The organism is Parabacteroides sp. AF19-14, from assembly GCF_003635485.1.
In the GTDB taxonomy this organism is placed as follows: domain Bacteria; phylum Bacteroidota; class Bacteroidia; order Bacteroidales; family Tannerellaceae; genus Parabacteroides; species Parabacteroides distasonis.
In genome coordinates, this window is record NZ_QTMJ01000028.1 from 24,121 (window position 1) to 43,929 (window position 19,809).

General features: G+C 45.0%; 13 protein-coding genes. 3 read left to right on the forward strand and 10 right to left on the reverse strand.

Going from position 1 to position 19,809, the window contains the following annotated elements; translation table 11 throughout:
- Positions 1 to 454: 454 nt before the first annotated feature.
- From DWX33_RS19955 to DWX33_RS19980, 7 genes are all read right to left on the reverse strand, one after another.
- Positions 455 to 820: a hypothetical protein gene (locus tag DWX33_RS19955; RefSeq protein ID WP_121773374.1), complete on the reverse strand. Its 366-nt coding sequence runs from the start codon at positions 818 to 820 to the stop codon at positions 455 to 457.
- 76 nt (positions 821 to 896) lie between these two features.
- Positions 897 to 2,828 carry a SusD/RagB family nutrient-binding outer membrane lipoprotein gene (locus tag DWX33_RS19960; protein WP_008774163.1) on the reverse strand — a complete coding sequence of 644 codons (1,932 nt, stop codon included), beginning with the start codon at positions 2,826 to 2,828 and terminating at the stop codon, positions 897 to 899.
- Positions 2,829 to 2,848: 20 nt separating this feature from the next.
- Entirely contained in the window at positions 2,849 to 6,019 is a 3,171-nt protein-coding gene (locus DWX33_RS19965; protein WP_005866145.1) for a SusC/RagA family TonB-linked outer membrane protein, read from the reverse strand.
- 526 nt (positions 6,020 to 6,545) lie between these two features.
- Positions 6,546 to 7,550 carry a M28 family metallopeptidase gene (locus DWX33_RS19970; protein WP_122380958.1) on the reverse strand — a complete coding sequence of 335 codons (1,005 nt, stop codon included), beginning with the start codon at positions 7,548 to 7,550 and terminating at the stop codon, positions 6,546 to 6,548.
- Between the two features lie 235 nt (positions 7,551 to 7,785).
- Positions 7,786 to 7,947 carry a hypothetical protein gene (locus tag DWX33_RS22635; protein ID WP_005858277.1) on the reverse strand — a complete coding sequence of 54 codons (162 nt, stop codon included), beginning with the start codon at positions 7,945 to 7,947 and terminating at the stop codon, positions 7,786 to 7,788.
- 186 nt (positions 7,948 to 8,133) lie between these two features.
- Entirely contained in the window at positions 8,134 to 8,676 is a 543-nt protein-coding gene (locus tag DWX33_RS19975; RefSeq protein WP_005858279.1) for a carbonic anhydrase, read from the reverse strand.
- 34 nt (positions 8,677 to 8,710) lie between these two features.
- Positions 8,711 to 9,487 carry a Cof-type HAD-IIB family hydrolase gene (locus DWX33_RS19980; RefSeq protein ID WP_005858281.1) on the reverse strand — a complete coding sequence of 259 codons (777 nt, stop codon included), beginning with the start codon at positions 9,485 to 9,487 and terminating at the stop codon, positions 8,711 to 8,713.
- A gap of 96 nt (positions 9,488 to 9,583) precedes the next feature.
- On the opposite strand from DWX33_RS19980, the gene DWX33_RS19985 reads away from it, so the two are divergent.
- Together DWX33_RS19985 and DWX33_RS19990 are read left to right on the forward strand one after the other, a co-directional pair.
- Positions 9,584 to 10,618, forward strand: a complete 1,035-nt coding sequence (locus tag DWX33_RS19985) for an aldo/keto reductase (RefSeq protein ID WP_005858283.1) — start codon at positions 9,584 to 9,586, stop codon at positions 10,616 to 10,618.
- 147 nt (positions 10,619 to 10,765) lie between these two features.
- Positions 10,766 to 11,935 carry a porin gene (locus tag DWX33_RS19990; RefSeq protein WP_122144169.1) on the forward strand — a complete coding sequence of 390 codons (1,170 nt, stop codon included), beginning with the start codon at positions 10,766 to 10,768 and terminating at the stop codon, positions 11,933 to 11,935.
- Between the two features lie 284 nt (positions 11,936 to 12,219).
- Here DWX33_RS19990 and nifJ read toward each other — a convergent pair whose 3' ends face one another.
- The 3 genes from nifJ to DWX33_RS20005 all read right to left on the reverse strand — a co-directional run bounded on the left by nifJ (position 12,220) and on the right by DWX33_RS20005 (position 18,188).
- Positions 12,220 to 15,771 carry a pyruvate:ferredoxin (flavodoxin) oxidoreductase gene (gene nifJ / locus DWX33_RS19995; RefSeq protein ID WP_122380959.1) on the reverse strand — a complete coding sequence of 1,184 codons (3,552 nt, stop codon included), beginning with the start codon at positions 15,769 to 15,771 and terminating at the stop codon, positions 12,220 to 12,222.
- A 38-nt stretch (positions 15,772 to 15,809) separates the two neighbouring features.
- Positions 15,810 to 16,988, reverse strand: a complete 1,179-nt coding sequence (locus DWX33_RS20000; RefSeq protein ID WP_122380960.1) for an ATP-binding protein — start codon at positions 16,986 to 16,988, stop codon at positions 15,810 to 15,812.
- Positions 16,989 to 17,168: 180 nt separating this feature from the next.
- Positions 17,169 to 18,188: a branched-chain amino acid aminotransferase gene (locus tag DWX33_RS20005; RefSeq protein WP_005858291.1), complete on the reverse strand. Its 1,020-nt coding sequence runs from the start codon at positions 18,186 to 18,188 to the stop codon at positions 17,169 to 17,171.
- Between the two features lie 540 nt (positions 18,189 to 18,728).
- On the opposite strand from DWX33_RS20005, the gene metF reads away from it, so the two are divergent.
- Complete coding sequence (gene metF / locus DWX33_RS20010; protein ID WP_057325963.1) at positions 18,729 to 19,682, forward strand: methylenetetrahydrofolate reductase [NAD(P)H]; 954 nt, start codon at positions 18,729 to 18,731, stop codon at positions 19,680 to 19,682.
- Positions 19,683 to 19,809 lie beyond the last annotated feature (127 nt).

Genomic DNA, 19,809 nt, shown 5'->3' on the forward strand with positions numbered 1-19,809 from the left:
ATAAACATAAAAAGGGCAGATATGTTTTGAGTTTAACATATACAAGAGGTAACTGGTGAGGATACCGCAACTACTCTCTCCTTACAGACAAAACGAATAAGAGTTATCCTCACTAACATTCATAAAAAATTGATTTACAGAAACTTTCACCAAAGAATAAGCAAACCGTAAAAGAGGCAGGAAGCCGTTAGTTATTCACTTCCCAAGCCGTTAGTTATTCACTAGGGGTAGCCGTAAGCTTACGACTCGACAAGCCGTTAGTTATTCACTTCAGAAGCCCCTAAAAGCTCCGGTTTACCATACAAACCATCACTACAAAAAAAGAAGGCATACCGACATTTACATCGATACGCCCTTTTCCTCGTAAGAATATTTATTCTCTATGATTTCCGAATCAGTTACAATACAAAGTTGTCAAAAGACAAGAAGTAGATATCTTTATTTTATATAAAGTCTAATAAGCATGAATAGTAATCGTCAGCACATCACCATTCTTGTCTGTGACACAAAAAACAGCCGAGTCCCCTTTACTTGCACCCTGTGTCCAAATTAATGCAAAACGTCCAGACCCACCGGGATTAAATTGAATATAGTCACTACCACTTATTTTTTGCCACAAGAAATCTCCAGTAGAAGGTTGAGTAAAACGAATTTCCACTGATTTCCCAGCTTCAATACCAATTGAAGTACTAGTTCTAGGTTCTCCATCCGCAAAAAGCGCTAGATTACCACTGTCTTTTACATAATAACCATCTATTTGGGCATTGCAAAAAACACTAATTGTTCCAAATAAAAACAATACCATTAATAACTTTCTCATAATCAGACAATTTATTAAGTTAACAAAAATAGCCCAAGGTGGAAGCATAATCCTTCACCTTGAGCTTTCATATAAATCAATGTTTAGCCCACCATAGCGGAGTAGAAATTAAATCAGCTCCACCCAATAGCTCAACAGCTTTCATATAACTATCCTTACTATTGATTTCCATATTCGCTGGATAGCGCAGACGTTCTTGATAGAATTCCCACTTACATTCCTTACAGTTAGCACGAGTAAGAGGCAACTCGTTACTAGAAACGTTATAATCTATCTCAACAGCTTGATTCTCAAAGAAAGGCAAACCTAAACGACGATGATCAGACCATGCCTCTAAAGGTAACCAAGGAACCTGTGCCAAGTATTTTTGCGAGATTATCTTTGTCAGCTTATCATTATTGACCGTACCATTCTTATAAATAGAATTTTTCGGATAAGTATAAGTAGTAGTCTTTTTCTCACCAGTATAACCATCTACATATTCAGCCGTATAAGACTTTGCTTCCGCCGTATGATCAAAAGCGACAGAAGTACCTACACGGTTATATTCCGTAGAACTCAAATAATCATTTAAGAACTCAGATACACCGTGATATTCAAAGCTAGCAGCTATACCAGCCTCATAATGAGATTTCGCACTACCAGACACGTTCCAACCATACAACGCAGCTTCAGCCAATAAGAACTCCGTCTCCCACGGCCCAAACCATACACGCTTATTCGTACTTTCACGATATATCTTGGATAAAGAAGGATAAGTCTTACTTGCTCCTGTCAATTCGCTGGTTAGCGCTGAGTATTTATCCCATTTTCCAGCAACCCAAGTATTCCAAGTATATTTCACGTTCAACTCCAAATATGTCTTATTGTTATCCTCAACATTTCCAGTAGCAGGATCCGCTAAACGAGCCTTATCAGCCAAACCGATATTAGAGAAATAAACAGTACCATCATCATATCCCGGAATATGAAACAACTTAGTAGCACGAGGATCAATCTTTGAAGGAAGAGCATCAAAGAAATAGCCTGCAGCCGGATCATTCGTAGAAACCGGTAAGTGTTTTTCTAATCGAAGGCCTAGATAATTACGAGCATCTTTCAATACCACATCCTCTTTTATCGCCGCAGGAACTTGGAAATCGATTCCTCCTAGGCCAATCATCATATTATTAATGGTGACCGAAATGGGTTGGGCATTCCAAGGACGAGACATCACACCATCAAGATCAGTCCAACCGCCTTTTTCTTGCACCTGAGCAATTTCATCTTGCGTAGTAATAAAATTATTCGTCGAAGCGGCATCCTCAAAAGCAGCCTTTGCTTTAGCTTGATCTACAGCAGATAAACGCATAGCGTAGCGCAAGCGTAATGAGTTCGCATACTTTATCCATTTAGAGGCATCACCATCATAGAAAGCATCCGTTTTCTCTGATGTAATAGCGCTCATATCCGCATTTACATCTATCTTGCCAGCGGCATCTTTCAATTCAGAAATAATAAAATCATAAATATCTTCTATACTCTTATATTCTACGATACCATCAAAAGCGTTTGCCGGAGGCACAGGACCAAAGTTATCAGCCAATTCAGAGATGACATAAGCCCGCCAAATACGAGACATCTGTAGCAAATTGTTCTCATAAGGATACTCCGGATTGGCGGCACGTTCCGTACCAATTTTCACGGCCATATTAACATTGTTCAGCCATCCCACTCCATAATCAACGCCAAAGTAGTCCGTATTATAATCATTATAATTCGCACCTGTAGCTAAACCACTACGACGTTCAAAACGAGCCGCACTTTTCCATTGATACACGAACACACGCTCTGCGATATGCGGGTTCTGCTGTGCCCCCATGATTGATTTATTCAGTAGATAAGATACTTTGATCGCACTTTCATCTACGGCATTCGGGTCTTTATTTATTTCCTCAAAGTCGTTACATGCAGTAAATAAAACGGCTAATGAAGCTAACCCTATTATTGTTCTTTTTAATGTTTTCATACTTAAAATCATCTTTCTTATTAGAAACCAACTGTTACATTAAATGTGAAAGAGCGAGAAGTCGGAGCTGCCCCATTCTCAAAACCAGTAGCATTGGAATTTGTAGCCGAAATAGATTCCGGATCAATACCTTCCAAATGATTTACAATCATCCAAACGTTATTCGCCACGAATGATACACGTACTTTCTGTAATGGGGTTTTCTCTAACCATTTTTTCTCAAAATCATAACCAACGGTAATATTACGTAGACGAATATTAGTAGCATCATATAAAAATGCCTCACCCACACCGATATTACCTCCGGCAGCACGTCCCCAGTACAATTCAGGAGTAACAGCATTAGAATTTGCCGTATAACCACCATTTCCATCAGAAGTCACTGAATTCGGAACTACAAATTCCTCACGGGTTCCATTTATAACGGTACCTGCGGCATTACCTGCCTTGTACAAATTAGCAGTGGTCGCTGAGTAAATATTTCCACCAATACGAGCATCAATCAAAAAGCTCAAAGAAATATTTTTATAAGAGAACGAGTTAGTCCATCCCAACATACAATCAGGCTGTTGATTCCCCAGATAATAATCATCTGAAGTAACTAATGGTAAACCTTGAGCATCTACAATAATTTTACCAGCATGTTCCCCACTTTCAACACGTTGGAATTTTTTACCATAAATATCGCCATAATAACTACCCGTACGGGCTACAATCTTTAAATCATCAAAAGTCTTGATGCCATATTCATTTACTCCTTCATACAAATCTATGATTTTATTTTTATTGAAGGAAGCATTCAATGTTGTTTCCCAATTTAAGCCTCTAGGATTCTGCAAAATAGTACCATAAAGCATTAATTCCACACCTGAATTTTGAATATTACCTGCATTGATCTTACGTTTGGAATAACCAGAAAATGGATCCATTGCCAAATCTAGCAATTGGCGGGTAGCATTAGATTTGTACCAAGCCGCATCAATACCTAATCGATTATTGAAAAACTTCAAATCAATACCGGCTTCCCAAGATTTAATCAACTCTGAACGTACAGAAGAATCATATAAAGTAGTTCCTAGAGCTGCAGTTGGGTTACCATTTGGATCTTTATCAACCTTGAATACAGTATACAATTGATATGGATCAAGGTCATTACCTACTTCCGCATAAGAAGCACGAACCTTAGCGAAACTCATCCATTCCGGCATTGTACCGCCAACCTTTTCCACCATATCTGAAATAACACCAGATAAGCTAACCGAAGGATAAAAATAAGATTGGTTTTCTTTACTCATAGTGGAAGACCAGTCATTACGAGCCGTAATATCCATAAACAGCCAGCCATCCCAGTTCATTTGCAAAGAACCGTAAATAGAATTCATCTTGCGCTGTACATCTTCAGATGTATGCGTCATATTATTCTTGTCAGCGGCATTAGACATCGCAAATAGATTCGGGATCAATAAATCACCCGTACCAGCCTCTAATTTCTTACGGCGTTGCATCATCAAGTTTCCACCCACGGTCACAAAACCACCAAACTTGCTAAAAAGGTTATCTTTCTTAAAGGTAGTCAAGAAACTATAGTTGTTCTCATAAAAAGTCTCCGACTTCTCAGAGTAACGCCCTTTCGGATTCACATTACCACCAGAATATACCTTATTTGTAGTCGTAGTCGTATAATAGTCCGTACCGCCTTTTAGCTCGAGGTTCCACCAGTCCGTTATCTTATAAGAAAGAGAAATTGTACCTAACAAACGATTACGAGAGTCTTGATTTGTTCTATAATCTTTAATCCAATACGGATTTTCTTGGGGAGTACTCTCGGTATCCCACCAAATCATATTTCCATTTTCGTCCAAACAGTTCTCCAGATCCCTAATATCCAGCGATCGTGGTAAATTATAGATCGTACTAAAGGCATTCGATTGGTTAATACCTTGGATTGGACGATTCTTTGCGTTATTATTTAAATAGTTGGCTTTTGCATCTAATTTCCATCTTTTATCCGGACCGAACTCGCTTGTTCCACGCAAAGTAAGAGACGTTTTATTTAATGATGCACCCGGAACGATGCCCTTATCATCAGAGCGATTAATTGAGGCGAATACCGCCGTCCCATCATAGCTCTGCTGAAAAGATACACCTTCATTGAATGAAGTTCCTTTCTGGAAATAAGCATCTATATTATCATAAGTATACATCTGGACTTTCTGCCCATCCCAGCGATCAATTGTTACGGAACCATCGGCAACAGGCCCCCAGCTTGAACGGTCTTTCACATTATATATGCCATTTGTACCCTGACCATACGTATTCTGTAATTCTGGTTTCAAAAACATGCTTTCCACTGTAACTCCGGCATTTACAGTAATACCTAATCCACTTTGCTTTTTACCCGATTTCGTCGTAATCAAAATTACGCCATTACCTGCACGAGAACCATATAACGCGGCGGCTGAAGCTCCTTTCAACACGTTCATGGATTCGATATCTTCCGGGTTGATATCTGACAAACCATTACCCATATCCACGCCGCTATTACCCCAAGCATCATCAACTCCTCCAGTAAAGTTATCCATTGGAATACCATCGACAACAATCAACGGCTGATTAGATCCAGTTAATGAATTATTACCACGCAATACAATTTTTGAAGAACCGCCAGGGCCACTACTAGAACGAACTACCTGCAAACCCGATACTTTACCAGATAACGCATTCGCAATATTACTTTCCCGTGCATTTACAAGTTCGTCTCCTTTCAATTCTTGCGTAGCATATCCCAACGCTTTCTTCTCACGCTTGATACCCAAGGCCGTAACCACGACCTCATCCAATTTCTGGGTGTCTTCCGCTAATTTGATAACGCCTACCGGCTTACCGGTATACGTAAGCTCCATGGTGGAGTAACCAATGAATGAGATTTGGATTACATCACCATTCTTGACGCCATCCAAGGTGAAATTACCGTCCATATCGGTAATCGTTCCATTAGACGTTCCTTTCACGACAACAGACGCTCCGGTCACTGGGCCGAAATCATCTTCCACTGTACCTGTTACTTTCCCGTTTTGCTGGGAGATAGAGGTACCTTGCTCAACAGGTGCGATGTTGGCATACATGCTTCCCGAGAAGCATAACGCACCCGCACATAAAATTAAGCTGACAGGTTTAAAGTTTTTCAACATAACTGATGGTTTTATTAATAAATAATTAGACAATGTCTTGGCGAAACATTTGTCTTTTAAAATTATTCACATACATACACTCACTCCTGAGTTCTAGCGTAATTAAGTTCAAATAAAAAATGGGCTAACTATCGGAGTCCTACATGAACTTTTCTTAAGTAGAAGTTGTTTTATTTAGTTGGCGCCAAAATACCTAGCACATTTTATATCGGAGGCAAAGATATGAAATATTCATTACATTGTGTTATTATAATTAAATAAATCCTCCCTTATTTTTTATGTTTTACAATATAAAATTAGAAATATAAACGATTTTAAGTTAAAATCGACTTGAGTTCATGTAGAACTAAGTATCTGCGGTAAGATATGAAATTACAGTAATTCAAGCGTTTTTTCAGAATATAAAAGCAAGCCAGCTTCATCGGCAAAGTAAGTTAATTAAAATGCCAAAGTAAGTTAACTTACTTCGCCGATGAAGTTAACTTACTTTTATTAGATATCTTCTATTGAAAAAGACGTATAATCTCTAAAAATCTTTCTCATTCGCCATATACCACATATTAAGGAACGAGGCCTTCGTGATATTCACCACCTTGTCCCAATTAATCCGGTCGGCATGGTCGCTCGGTTGATGGTAATCCGGATGCCCGTCGGTATGATACCAGATAATAGGGATACCTATCTTAGCGAAGGAACCGTTATCACTCCCTCCTACCGGGTTATCCCACGGACGATAATCCGGTGCCAGATTCAAGTTGTATTTCTTGATATCGTTCTTCAGCCAATCGCCGAAAGCAGGGTGCGCCTCTGTATAGAAATAAACCACATGGGTAGGCTTCGCCTCGTTATTGTTACGGCCGATCATATCGAAATTCAAATATCCTTTCACGTTCTTTATCTCTGGAAAAAACTGAACGAAGGCTTTCGATCCGAGAAGCCCTTTCTCCTCACCGTCCCAGAAAGCGAATATAACGGTTCGCTCCGGTTGCTGGCCCGTGGCAAGGAAAGCCCTCGCTATCTGCAAAACGGCAGAGACTCCGGAGGCGTTATCGTCCGCCCCGTTATAGACCTGGTCGCCATCCAGCATCGGGTCGATACCCAGATGGTCATAGTGAGCGCCGACGATCACGATCTCACTCGGGTTCTTGCCCTCTATCTTACCCAAGATATTATTCAAGGAAAGTTTCTGGAAAACACCGGTTTGCTTGATAGCCGCTATGGAATCCGGCTGCACCTGCCAGCGGGCCCCTCTCTTCTGGCGTTCCATATGGTAAGCCTCAAACGGATGGTAATAAGAGTCTCCTACAGGGTCGATACCCAATGATTTCAGGTTCGCCACGATATAATCGCCCGCTATACGGCCTCCACGGAAACCGGCCTCACGGCCCTCCAGATCATCATCGGCCAAGAAACCGATATGCGCCTCGGCGGTCGATCTATTTATCACGTCCAAACCTTTCTTCTCCGGACTTTCCGCCCAAAGAGCCGTACTTAATGCCAGCGACATTAAGAGTAATCCTGCTTTTTTCATCGTTTTTGTGTTCAAATGATTATTGTTTTAGCTTTTTCATCCACAAATATAAGTAATTTCCCTGATACGCGAAGGAGAAGGAAAGGAAAGGGCACAAAAAAAAAGGCTCACCCGGCCGTATCGCCAAAGGTAATCCTCATTTCCTATCTCTCACCATTCCGTTTTGAACGGAGGTAAGAGATGACATCTAATTTATTTCTTACTTTAATTCTTTACTTAAAAAAGACGCGGTCTTTTAGTTCTTATCCGCATCTACACTCATTTCGCTCATAAGGCGACGGATCTCAGCGTTTAATCGCTGACTCATGGCACCATTGCCAGCTGACTGGTAACGATCTGCTTGATAACGCAACATCGCTAAAGCACGAAGGCTTTTCTCATTTTCTCTCATCATCATAATCTTTTTGTTTTACGCTTCCCACGCTTGGAAAGCCAGTTAATAAATAATCCTAAAACGATCTTTCTTTCTTAATTCGTTACAAAGATAACCATTTTATCCGAAACAATGTTGTAGAACATAATAAAATATTTCATTTTTTCGATTATTTATGACTTGTGCAAATAAGTCTAAATACGCCGGGGATTACTCCACCGGCGTTAATTCACCTGTAACAGAGTCTATTACAAACCCTCTTACCGTTATATCCGACGGAATCAGCGGATGATTCCGAATTTGCTCCACGGTCTCGTGCACGGAAGCCTCGGAGGTCTCGAATCCCCGCAACCACGACTCGAAGTTTATACCGCAATATCGGATCATATCTATTCGTTCCTGCGGAATTCCCCGCTCTTTCATCTTTTCGATCATCTCGGAGCTATTCATGTGCTTGGCTCCGCAATCGGTATGCCCGATTATCATTACCTCTACAACCCCAAGCTCGTAAATCGCCACCATCAAGCTCCGGATAACGCTTCCGAAGGGGTGGGATATGATCGCCCCTGCGTTCTTTATAATTTTCACGTCTCCATTCTTGATGCCCAAGGAGGCGGGTAGCAACTCGGTCAGCCGGGTATCCATGCAAGACACGATGGCGATCTTCTTATCGGGATATTTATTCGTGATATACTTCTCATACCCCTTGTTCTTTACGAACTCACGATTATAGCTTACCAATTCATCAATCATAGCGTTTGTGATTTAGCGTTATTAAACTGTTTATTTATATAACATCGAAATGTCTTAAAGCGTTCATGACACCATCGTCATCTACGGAGTCGGTCACGTAATCCGCCGCCTCTTTCACCTCGTCGCCGGCGTTACCCATGGCTACCCCGATCCCGGCGTGGCGAAGCATGGCCATATCGTTGCCTCCATCGCCAAAAGCCATCGTCTCGTGGAGCGAGATCCCGTAATACTCGATGATCTTATCGATCCCTACCGCCTTACTGCTCCCCCGCGGCACGACATCCGCAAATAGCGGGTTCCAGCGAGTAGCCTCGCAATGCGGCAAGACGGACATGATACGTTCTTCATGGCCGGGAGAGAAAAAGGCTATCAGCTGGTATACTTCCTTACCCCCGTTGCCACGCAAAGGACGCAAGGGAGGATGAGGGAAGTCTAGCATGTCGTAAAGCTGTCGCACAGAATCATCCACGTAGTTCTGGTAAATCCCATCTTCCTCCACCAAGGCGCACGGGAACGCCTCCTCATTCTCTTGATAGCGGATCAACGCCTCTATATCCCCCGACGGGATATTATGTTTATAGATAACCTTATCTTTTCCGGCCAAGCAATATCCTCCGTTCAAGGTAACATAGCCATCGAACTCTTGCGTCCCGAGGTTATTGATAGATTGCAACTGGCGGCCGGTAGCGATGAAAACCTTGATTCCCTTTTCTCGCAACAGGTCCAAGGCCCGGACCGTGGAGTCCGGTAGTTTATGCGTCTTGAAACTTACCAACGTACCGTCAATGTCAAAAAATACTGCCTTAATCATACTTATACCTATTATCTTCTTTTAATGACAAAGATACACTTTATTTGTTACATTTGTATTTTCATTTCCTTCATCAAATAATAGATATAGTTTTTTATGGAATACAGACAACTAGGAGGTTCCGGATTATACGTTCCGGCACTTTGTTTAGGTACGGCTACTTTTGGTGGCACGAATGGTTTTGAAGGTTGGGGACATACCAAGGTGGAAGAGGCTACCCGTATGGTCAATCTTTGCTTGGACGCCGGGGTGAATCTATTCGATACGGCGGATGTCTACTCCAACGGTCTTTCCGAGGAAATCTTGGGAAAGGCGATCCACGGATTGAGGAATCGCCTCTTGATCTCCACGAAGGCGACTTTCAACCTCAGCCCGGAGAGCCGTAACGCCATCGGTTCTTCCCGTTTCCATCTGATACAGGCGTGCGAGGCGAGCCTGAGACGATTGAACACGGATCATATCGACATTTACCATATGCACGGTTTCGATGCGAATACCCCGGTAGAGGAGACACTCCGAGCCTTGGACGACTTGGTGACGAGCGGGAAGGTCCGTTATATCGCTTGCTCGAACTTCTCCGGCTGGCACTTAATGAAGTCGCTTTCCGTATCGGAGCGGTATGGATGGAGCCGGTACGTGGCCCAACAGGTTTATTACTCCTTGTTGAACCGGGAGTTTGAGTGGGAACTGATGCCGCTAGGCATCGACCAGAAGGTGGGCGCCATTATCTGGAGCCCCTTATCCGCCGGACGTCTGGGCGGGAAGTACCGCCGGAATAACCCGATCCCGACGGACGGGCGTGTCGCTCGCGGAGGAAGCCCGATACCTGACGAGGCTACTTCTTACGAACGCCTGTACGACATCGTGGAGGTATTGGAACAGGTAGCCGAGGAGACCGGGCATAGCGTAGCCCAATGCGCCTTGAACTGGTTATTGCAACGGCCTACAGTAAGCAGCCTTATCATAGGTGCCCGCACGGAAGAGCAGCTAAGGCAGAACCTAGAGGCCGTAGGCTGGAGCCTCAGCCCGGAGCAGGTGAAGCGCCTCGATATGGCAAGCCAGACGACCCCGATCTACCCGTATTGGCATCAAGCGCAGTTCCCGGAATTGAATTCTCAATTGAGGTTCTAGACGGAGGCTAGAGAAAGCGTATACACCTCGGGATGCGGATAGCACGAAAGTCCGCATCCCCTAAACACCCATTTTCATCCCCTTAAACGTATCTTGGTTAAGACGTTTTTTATACTTTTGTAGGCTGTTACCAACTAAATCTATCGTATGAGGAAACATTTTCTACTTTTCTTGCTTTGTCTAGCCACGAACGCCAGCCTGACGGCCCAAGAGACCCTTCGGGAGAATAACGGGGAACCTACACTCGTGGAACGATTATCGAACGGAGAGATCAAGATCAATAGCGCCGAGATGAACTTCCAGCTTTTCACCTCGGCCAACGCTGAGTTTGTCGGGAACGAGCTAGACGGTATGAACTTCAAGCTTAACCGTGTCCGGCTGGAGATCAAGGGGGACGTGGGCAAGTGGCTGGGGTATCATTACCGGCAGTCTTTCAACAAATACTCCGATCCCTATTCGCTCGACAACCTCTCCTCCTCGCTCGAGCTGGCTTACGTGAACCTAAAGGCACGGCATAATCTCAATTTCACGATCGGCAAGCAATTCGTTAATTTCGGGGGATACGAGTATTACGTCAATTCCATCCGGGTACGAGAGTTTAGCGAGTTCAATAATTTACTGACCGCCTACCAAGCCGGTATCTCGGGCAACTGGCAAGTCAACCCGGACCACGAGCTTTGTTTCCAGATCGTGAATAACCGCAACGGTAACGACGAGGACATCTACCCTACCGGACTTCCCGAGGGTACCGCCAAGGCCAAGATACCCTTTATGTACACGGTCAACTGGAATAGCTATTATCTGGACAAGGCCTTGCAACTGCGTTATGCCACCGCCGTCGGACAGCAGACCCGCAAGCGCTACTCCTACTATTTCACCTGTGGCAACACCTATGAGAAAGGCCCGTTGCTAACGTACCTCGACGTTATGTACACCCGCCAAGGGATCGACCAGCATGGGGTCGTCAGCCGTCTGCCCGGAACGCCTCATACCGCCATGAACACCGAATACCTATCGATTATCGGCGACGTGGATTACCGTGTCCACCCCCAATGGAACGTTTACGTGAAAGGGGCGTACGAGACCGCCCGGGTGTACAAGGGCAACGGCGATTTCCGGAAAGGGATGTACCGCCGTTCGTGGAACGCGCAGAGTAGCGTGGAATTCTTCCCCTTCAAGCAACTCGACCTTTTCGTATTCGTCCTATACACCTACCGGGGCGTTATCCTAGAGAAAGCCGCCACGCGAATGGGAGCCATAGAACCGGATACACACCGCATATCGCTGGGGCTGGTCTATTCGATCCCGGTCTTCTGAGAAACCGCGCATACGGTAGCGCAGGCTTGCAGATATGGTAGTACAAGCTTGTAGATACGTTCGTGCAAACTTGCAGATACGTTCGTGCAAACGTGTAGATACGTTAGTACGGACTTGTAGATACGGTAGCGCGGGCTGACACATAAGGAAGTACAGGCCGATACATACGGTAGTACAGGTCCGTATCGCCTTATGTGCAGCTTCCCCCATCCACCCCATAAAAAAAGCGGTGCCTTCCGTTTCCGGAGACACCGCCCTCATTCTATACTAAAAGACCTGTTATATTAAGCCTCTACATCCCAATTCTCGGCAGCCATACGTTTGTAGCTACGCAGACGCCATTTAGCGTTCTCCTCGGCGGCGGCAAACAACTCAGCGGCCTCAGCCGGATATTGTTTAGCTACGGAAGCGAAACGAACCTCACCCTTCAAGAAGTCTTGGAACTTGCTCCAATCCGGCTCCTTGCTATCCAAGGTGAACGGATTCTTGCCCTCTGCCTCCAAAGCCGGGTTGTAACGCCACAAGTGCCAGTAACCGCATGCTACGGCTTCTTTCTCCTCAGCTTGCGACTTACCCATACCCTTCTTCAAACCGTGGTTGATACAAGGAGCGTAAGCGATGATCAATGAAGGACCGTCGTAAGCCTCGGCCTCGCGGATCGCCTTCAATGTCTGGGCTTGGTCGGCGCCCATAGCGATCTGAGCCACATATACGTAACCATAAGTAGTAGCCATCAAGCCAAGGTCTTTCTTACGTACCCTCTTACCGGAAGCGGCGAACTTAGCGATAGCGCCCACCGGAGTAGCCTTAGAAGACTGACCACCCGTGTTAGAGTAAACCTCGGTATCCAATACCAAGATATTTACGTTCTTGCCGGAAGCGATCACGTGATCCAAACCACCGTAACCGATATCGTAAGAAGCACCGTCACCACCGATAATCCATTGAGAACGTTTTACCAAGAAGTGAGACAATTCCTTGATCTGAGCGCAAACCGGACAACCCTCCTTGATGCCTTGCTCAACGAATGCCATTACCTGCGGAGCCAATTCCTTCGTCTTATCGGCGTCGTTCTGGTTAGCGATCCAAGCGGCGGCTATCTCCTTGGCCTCAGCCGGAGCATGCTCGCCCACGGTGATCTGTTGCAACAAGCCTTCCAGACGTTTACGCATCTTCTCGTTCGCCAATTCCATACCCAAGCCGAACTCGCAGAAGTCCTCGAACAAAGAGTTTGCCCAAGCAGGACCTTGCCCCTTCTCGTTCGTTGTATAAGGAGTGGAAGGAACAGAACCGGAGTAGATAGAAGAACATCCGGTAGCGTTAGCCACCATCTCGCGGTCGCCGAACAACTGGGTGATCAACTTCACGTACGGAGTCTCGCCACAACCGGAGCAAGCGCCTGAGAATTCAAACAACGGAGTAGCGAACTGTGAGTTCTTTACGTTAGACTTCACGTCTACCAAGTTTTGCTTAGAAGAAACGTTAGCTACGCAGTAGTTCCAGTTATCGGCCTCAGCCAACTGGCCTTCCAGCGGAACCATAGACAATGCCTTGTTGCCCTTGAATCCCGGACAGATATCGGCGCAGTTACCGCAACCCAGACAGTCGAGAACGTCTACCTGCATACGGAACTTCATACCCTTCATAGCGGCCGGAGCCTTCACGTCCAACATAGCGAAGCTAGCGCCCTTCTGCTCCTCATCGTTCAATACGAACGGACGGATAGAAGCGTGAGGACAAACGTAAGCGCATTGGTTACACTGGATACAGTTCGCCTCATTCCAAACCGGAACGAAAGCGGCCACGCCACGTTTCTCGTATTTAGCGGTTCCTTGCGCCCAAGTACCATCCTCGATGCCCTTGAATGCGGAAACCTTCAATAAGTCGCCATCCTGAGCGTTGATCGGACGAACTACCTCGTTGATGAAAGCGGGATCGTTGTTTACGACAGCCTCATCATCCGGAAGGTTAGCCCAAGCGGGATCAACCGTCAATTGGTTGTACTCGCCACCACGGTCTACAGCCGCATAGTTCTTGTTAACTACGTCCTCTCCCTTCTTACCGTAAGACTTAACGATGAATTTCTTCATCTGCTCGATAGCCAAGTCTACAGGGATAACACCCGTGATACGGAAGAAAGCGGACTGGAGGATCGTATTGGTACGGTTACCCAAACCGATCTCCAAGGCGATCTGTGTAGCGTTGATATAATATACAGTGATATTCTTCTGAGCGAAGTAACGTTTTACCTTATTAGGCAAGTGCTTAGCCAACTCCTCGGCGCCCCAAACGGTATTCAACAAGAAGGTACCGTTCTCACGCAAACCACGAGTCACGTCGTACATGCGCAAATAAGCCTGAACGTGGCAAGCCACGAAGTTCGGGGTATTCACCAAATAAGTAGAACGGATCGGATGATCACCGAAACGCAGGTGAGAACAAGTGAAACCACCGGATTTCTTAGAGTCGTAAGAGAAATAAGCCTGACAGTATTTATCCGTGTTATCACCGATAATCTTCACCGAGTTCTTGTTAGCGCCTACCGTACCGTCGGCACCCAAACCGTAGAACTTAGCCTCGAACATACCCTCACCGCCCAAGGCGATCTCTTCCTTCTGAGGCAGAGAAGTGAAAGTAACGTCATCCACGATACCGATCGTGAACTGGTTCTTCGGCATCGGCAACGCCAAGTTCTCGAATACGGACAGGATCTGAGCCGGAGTCGTATCCTTAGAACCCAGACCATAACGGCCACCTACGATAACCGGAGCATCCTCCTGACCATAGAAGCAGTCTTTTACGTCCAGATACAACGGCTCACCGTTAGCGCCCGGCTCTTTCGTGCGATCCAATACGGCGATACGCTTAGCGGTCTTAGGCACGGCAGCCAAGAAATGCTTAGCGGAGAACGGACGATACAAGTGAACGGATACCAAACCTACCTTCTCGCCCTTAGCGATCAAGTGATCGATAGCCTCACGAGCGGCCTCCGTAACAGAGCCCATCGCGATGATCACACGCTCAGCGTCCTCAGCTCCGTAATAATCGAACAAACCGTATTTACGGCCTGTGATCTTGGAAACCTCGTTCATATATTCTTCTACGATAGCGGGAACTGCCTCGTAGTACGTGTTGGAAGATTCTCTGTGTTGGAAGAAATGATCCGGGTTCTCGGCCATACCGCGAGCGACCGGTCTCTCCGGGTTCAAGGCACGGGCACGGAACTCAGCCAAGGCCTTCTGGTCGATAAGCGGAGCCAAGTCCTCATTCTCCAAAGCCTCGATCTTCTGGATCTCGTGAGAGGTACGGAAACCGTCGAAGAAGTTCACGAACGGCACACGAGACTTGATCGTAGCCAAGTGAGCGACACCGGCCAAGTCCATAACCTCCTGTACGGAACCCTCGGCCAACATGGCGAAACCTGTCTGACGGGCAGACATCACGTCTTGATGGTCACCGAAGATACACAACGCATGAGAAGCCAATGTACGAGCGGATACGTGGAAAACGCAAGGAAGCAATTCACCGGCGATCTTGTACATATTAGGGATCATAAGCAACAAACCTTGAGAAGCAGTGTAGGTTGTTGTCAAGGCACCAGCTTGCAATGAACCGTGAACAGCACCTGCGGCACCACCCTCTGATTGCATTTCCTGTACCATTACAGTCTCGCCGAAAATATTCTTACGTCCGGCTGCAGCCCATTCATCTACATATTCAGCCATTGTAGACGACGGAGTGATGGGGTAAATCGCGGCTACCTCGCTGAACATATACGAGATATGAGCAGCGGCCTGATTACCATCACAGGTTAAAAATTTCTTCTGTTTTGTCATAGACCTATAAAACTATTAGTATTAAAAAATATCCTTACTTAATATAAAAAACCGAACAACCAAAGCGGGATCATGTTCCCCTCCCCGATCTCGGTCTTATCGACAGCATAGTACATATCCGGATTGTTCTTCACTTTCATGTTTTCCTCGATCCGGAAATTATACATCGTATTCACCAGAAAGTGGGCGTTCTTGATTCCTTCATTCAGCTTATTGTCTTTCAATAGTTGGTTATAAAAGAACGACTCACGCACCGCCCCAGCATTTACCTCCATCGGACGGATGGGGTACATCAGGTTCGAGTTATACATATATACCTTGCAGGGTTTCTTCGGAAAGGATTCGCCCACCGGATACAGCATATTCATCAAACGGGCATCTGTCAAATACTTGATATAGTTCATCACGGTGGCCCGGGATGTCTCGATATCCTTGCTCAACTGACTCACGTTTGGGGTACAAGGAGCGCTCGTAGCCAATAAGTAGAGTAGTTTGCGTAGCTTTGGCAGGTAGCTTTGTTCGATTTGTTTTATGTATAACACGTCCACCTCTAGCATCATGTTCATGGTCTTCAGCAGGTTCTCGGAGAAGTTGCGCTTTTCCAAGAAGAACGGATAAAAACCATGATGTAGATAATCTTGGAAATAAGCCATCGGCCTTACGACCGAGCAAATACGTTTGGCGATTTCCTGATGATTCTCTAATACCTCATCGAACGTGTACGCAGGAAACTGGTTCCCCGACATCAAGTTCAAGAACTCACGGAACGAGAACCCCCTGAGGTTATACGATACCACCTTGCCGGACAGGTCCGGATTCTCCTCTTTCAGACGCATCACCGACGAGCCGGAGAAAACGATCTTCAAGTCCTCGAAATTATCATAGCAATACCGCAACTCTCTCGACCAGTTGGAATACTTAAATACTTGGTCTATCAACAACACCTTTCCGCCTTTAGCCCGAAACTCGGCGGCGAAATCAACGAGTGTACGCTCCGTAAAATAGAAATGATTTAAATTAATGTATAAGCATTCCTTATTATCGGCACCAAAATATTCACGGGCATAGTCTAACAAGAAAGTGGTCTTTCCGACTCCTCGCGAACCTTTAACACCGATCAACCGATCCTCCCAATTGATCTCATCCATCAATCCCCTTCGTACCGGAGAATACAGATGCTCTACCAGATATTTATGTGTTTTAAAGAATGCTTCCACCTACATAATTGGTAATTGAAAATTTGGAATTACCGATGCAAAGATAAACATCTTTTCTCATTTGCAATGCGGAGATTGCAATTTTATTGCAAAAAGTAAAGTTCAAACTAACAATTGCCTATCAACGTATTCTGTCTCGTAAAGACGGAGCGCACTCCAGTCCTTACGAAACAAAAGATATTATTCAATGATCGAGATCCATCCGTAAGTATCCGGCTCGTCGCCATACTGGATGGCACGTAGCTTATGATATAGTTTCTCGCAAACAGGACCCGGTTTGCCGTCTTTGGCGATAACAAAAGATTTGTTCTCATCCAAATCGTCGATTTGTGAGATCGGGGCGATAACCGCGGCGGTACCACACTCGGCAGCCTCGTCGAACGTAGCGATCTCCTCGAAAGGAACCGGACGACGCTCTACCGTCAAGCCCATATCCTCGGCCAATTGCTGCAAGCTCTTGTTCGTGATCGAGGGCAAGATCGAGTGGGATTGCGGAGTGATATAGCTATTGCCACGGATTCCGAAGAAGTTAGCCGGACCGCACTCATCCAGATATTTCTTTTCTTTCGGATCCAGATACAATACGGCGGCGTATCCCTTGGAATGAGCGATCTCGCCAGCTACCAAGCTAGCGGCATAGTTACCACCCACCTTGATCGTACCTGTCCCGTTAGGAGCCGCACGGTCGTACTCACGAAGCACGCACACCTTCGAGGGCTGGAATCCACCCTTGAAATACGGACCTACCGGAGTGACAAATATCATAAACATATATTCGGGAGCCGGCTTCACACCCACCTGAGCGCCCAAGCCGATCATCAACGGACGAATATATAAAGCGGCACCGCTCTCATAAGGAGGAACAAAACGCTCGTTCAATTTCACGACCTTACGTACAGCTTCCTCGAACATCTCTACAGGCAACTCAGCCATCTTGATACCCCGGCTGGAAGATTGCATACGTTTAGCGTTCTCATCCATACGGAATACACGGATCTTACCGTCTTTTCCACGGAAGGCCTTCAAACCCTCGAAAGACTCTTGTCCGTAATGCAAGCAAGTAGCGGCCATGTGAATATTGATAATCTCGGATGAAGAAACTTCCAACTCACCCCATTTGCCGTCACGATAGTAGCATCTTACATTGTAGTCTGTCTTGATATAACCAAATCCCAGCTCAGACCAATTTAAATTTTCCATATCTATACAATTTGCTGTAATTAGTTTAAAATCAACAAATTACACTGTTAATAATATCGCTCAAAAGCAAAAACGCCCATAGCCGTCGCTATGGGAGATTTTGTGTACCGCAAATATACGCTAATTTATATATAGTTCGGCCTATAAACTAAAAAAAGCAAACGGAAGGCCACGGCTTTTTCATTTAACATTTCGTTAAAGTGGGGTTTCTTGTAAATTTTAACATGCGCTTTTGTTTTCGGTGGAAGGATTCCGGAAAACACGTACGACCTTTCCGGAAAACACGTACGACTTTTTCCAAAAACATGTACGTGTTTTCGCAGAAAGATTATCCTGTTTTTTAATTACTGATTATCAGATTCTTATACACAATTTTCTCTCGTAAACTTATTGTGCGGAATTTCACTTGAGATTCATGCATTCCGGCCTGCCGAAACGGATGGGTAAATGAAAGAGCCGTGGCCTGGATATATACAAATAGCGGATTAAAATCTATGTTACCAAGATTTTTGCTACATTCGCGTCAAAAATAATTAAAATATGAAAGTCATTGATCTGATAAGGAATAGTAAGAGTACCGCTTTTTCTTTCGAGATATTACCGCCGCTGAAAGGTAACAGTATCCAGAAGGTGTATAATGTAATTGACAAGTTGAAGGAATTCGACCCTAAATACATAAATATCACCTCCCACCATAGCGAGTTCGTCTATAAAACCTTACCAGACGGAAGTTTCCAGAAAGTAAACATCCGTAAACGTCCGGGCTCCGTAGCGATCGCTTCGGCTATCCAGAATAAATACGGTATTCCTGCCGTACCCCATATTATATGTAAAGGCTTTACGAAAGACGAGACGGAATACGCTTTGATCGATTTGAACTTCCTTGGCGTAAACAACCTCTTAATATTAAGGGGAGATATAAAGACCTTAGAGGCCTCCCAGCAAAACCCGGAGTTATACCACGATCATGCGACTGATTTACAGCAGCAGGTAAATCATTTCAACGAAGGTATCGCATTAGACGGTTCCAAGATAGACGGTATAGAGACTCCCTTCTCGTACGGCATGGCTTGCTATCCGGAGAAGCACGAGGAAGCGCCCAATATGGAATCTGATATCTATTATTTAAAGGAGAAAGTAAAAAATGGCGCTGAATATCTGGTAACCCAAATGTTCTTCGATAATGAAAAATATTATGCGTTCGTGGATCGTTGCCGTGCGGAAGGCATCACGGTTCCCATCATCCCCGGTATCAAACCGATCGTTTTCAAGAACCAATTAACGGTTCTTCCGAAGATATTCCGTGCGGATATCCCGGAGCCTTTCGCGACAGAATTACGTAAATGTAAAGATGATGCGGAAGCGAAAGAGGTGGGTGTGGAATGGTGTATACAGCAGTGCAAGGATCTGATCGTTCATGGCGTACCGAGCTTACATTTCTACACAATGATGGCCTCGGATAGCGTTTACAAAATAGCGAAAGAAATTTATTGAAATACAATAGGGGTTTTTGTACGCTGAGTTGTCTAATAGAAGTACACGATTGAACAATCATGTACTAAGTATGGTTATTTTTAAAATTCTAAGGTAATGAAATACATATTCTTTATTGGACTTGACT

Bases quoted from the DNA above. Each gene is read 5' to 3' on its own strand.
- DWX33_RS19955 (WP_121773374.1), bottom strand. From the start codon at position 820: ATGAGAAAGTTATTAATGGTATTGTTTTTATTTGGAACAATTAGTGTT.
- DWX33_RS19960 (WP_008774163.1), bottom strand. From the start codon at position 2,828: ATGAAAACATTAAAAAGAACAATAATAGGGTTAGCTTCATTAGCCGTT.
- DWX33_RS19965 (WP_005866145.1), bottom strand. From the start codon at position 6,019: ATGTTGAAAAACTTTAAACCTGTCAGCTTAATTTTATGTGCGGGTGCG.
- DWX33_RS19970 (WP_122380958.1), bottom strand. From the start codon at position 7,550: ATGAAAAAAGCAGGATTACTCTTAATGTCGCTGGCATTAAGTACGGCT.
- DWX33_RS22635 (WP_005858277.1), bottom strand. From the start codon at position 7,947: ATGATGATGAGAGAAAATGAGAAAAGCCTTCGTGCTTTAGCGATGTTG.
- DWX33_RS19975 (WP_005858279.1), bottom strand. From the start codon at position 8,676: ATGATTGATGAATTGGTAAGCTATAATCGTGAGTTCGTAAAGAACAAG.
- DWX33_RS19980 (WP_005858281.1), bottom strand. From the start codon at position 9,487: ATGATTAAGGCAGTATTTTTTGACATTGACGGTACGTTGGTAAGTTTC.
- DWX33_RS19985 (WP_005858283.1), top strand. From the start codon at position 9,584: ATGGAATACAGACAACTAGGAGGTTCCGGATTATACGTTCCGGCACTT.
- DWX33_RS19990 (WP_122144169.1), top strand. From the start codon at position 10,766: ATGAGGAAACATTTTCTACTTTTCTTGCTTTGTCTAGCCACGAACGCC.
- nifJ (WP_122380959.1), bottom strand. From the start codon at position 15,771: ATGACAAAACAGAAGAAATTTTTAACCTGTGATGGTAATCAGGCCGCT.
- DWX33_RS20005 (WP_005858291.1), bottom strand. From the start codon at position 18,188: ATGGAAAATTTAAATTGGTCTGAGCTGGGATTTGGTTATATCAAGACA.
- metF (WP_057325963.1), top strand. From the start codon at position 18,729: ATGAAAGTCATTGATCTGATAAGGAATAGTAAGAGTACCGCTTTTTCT.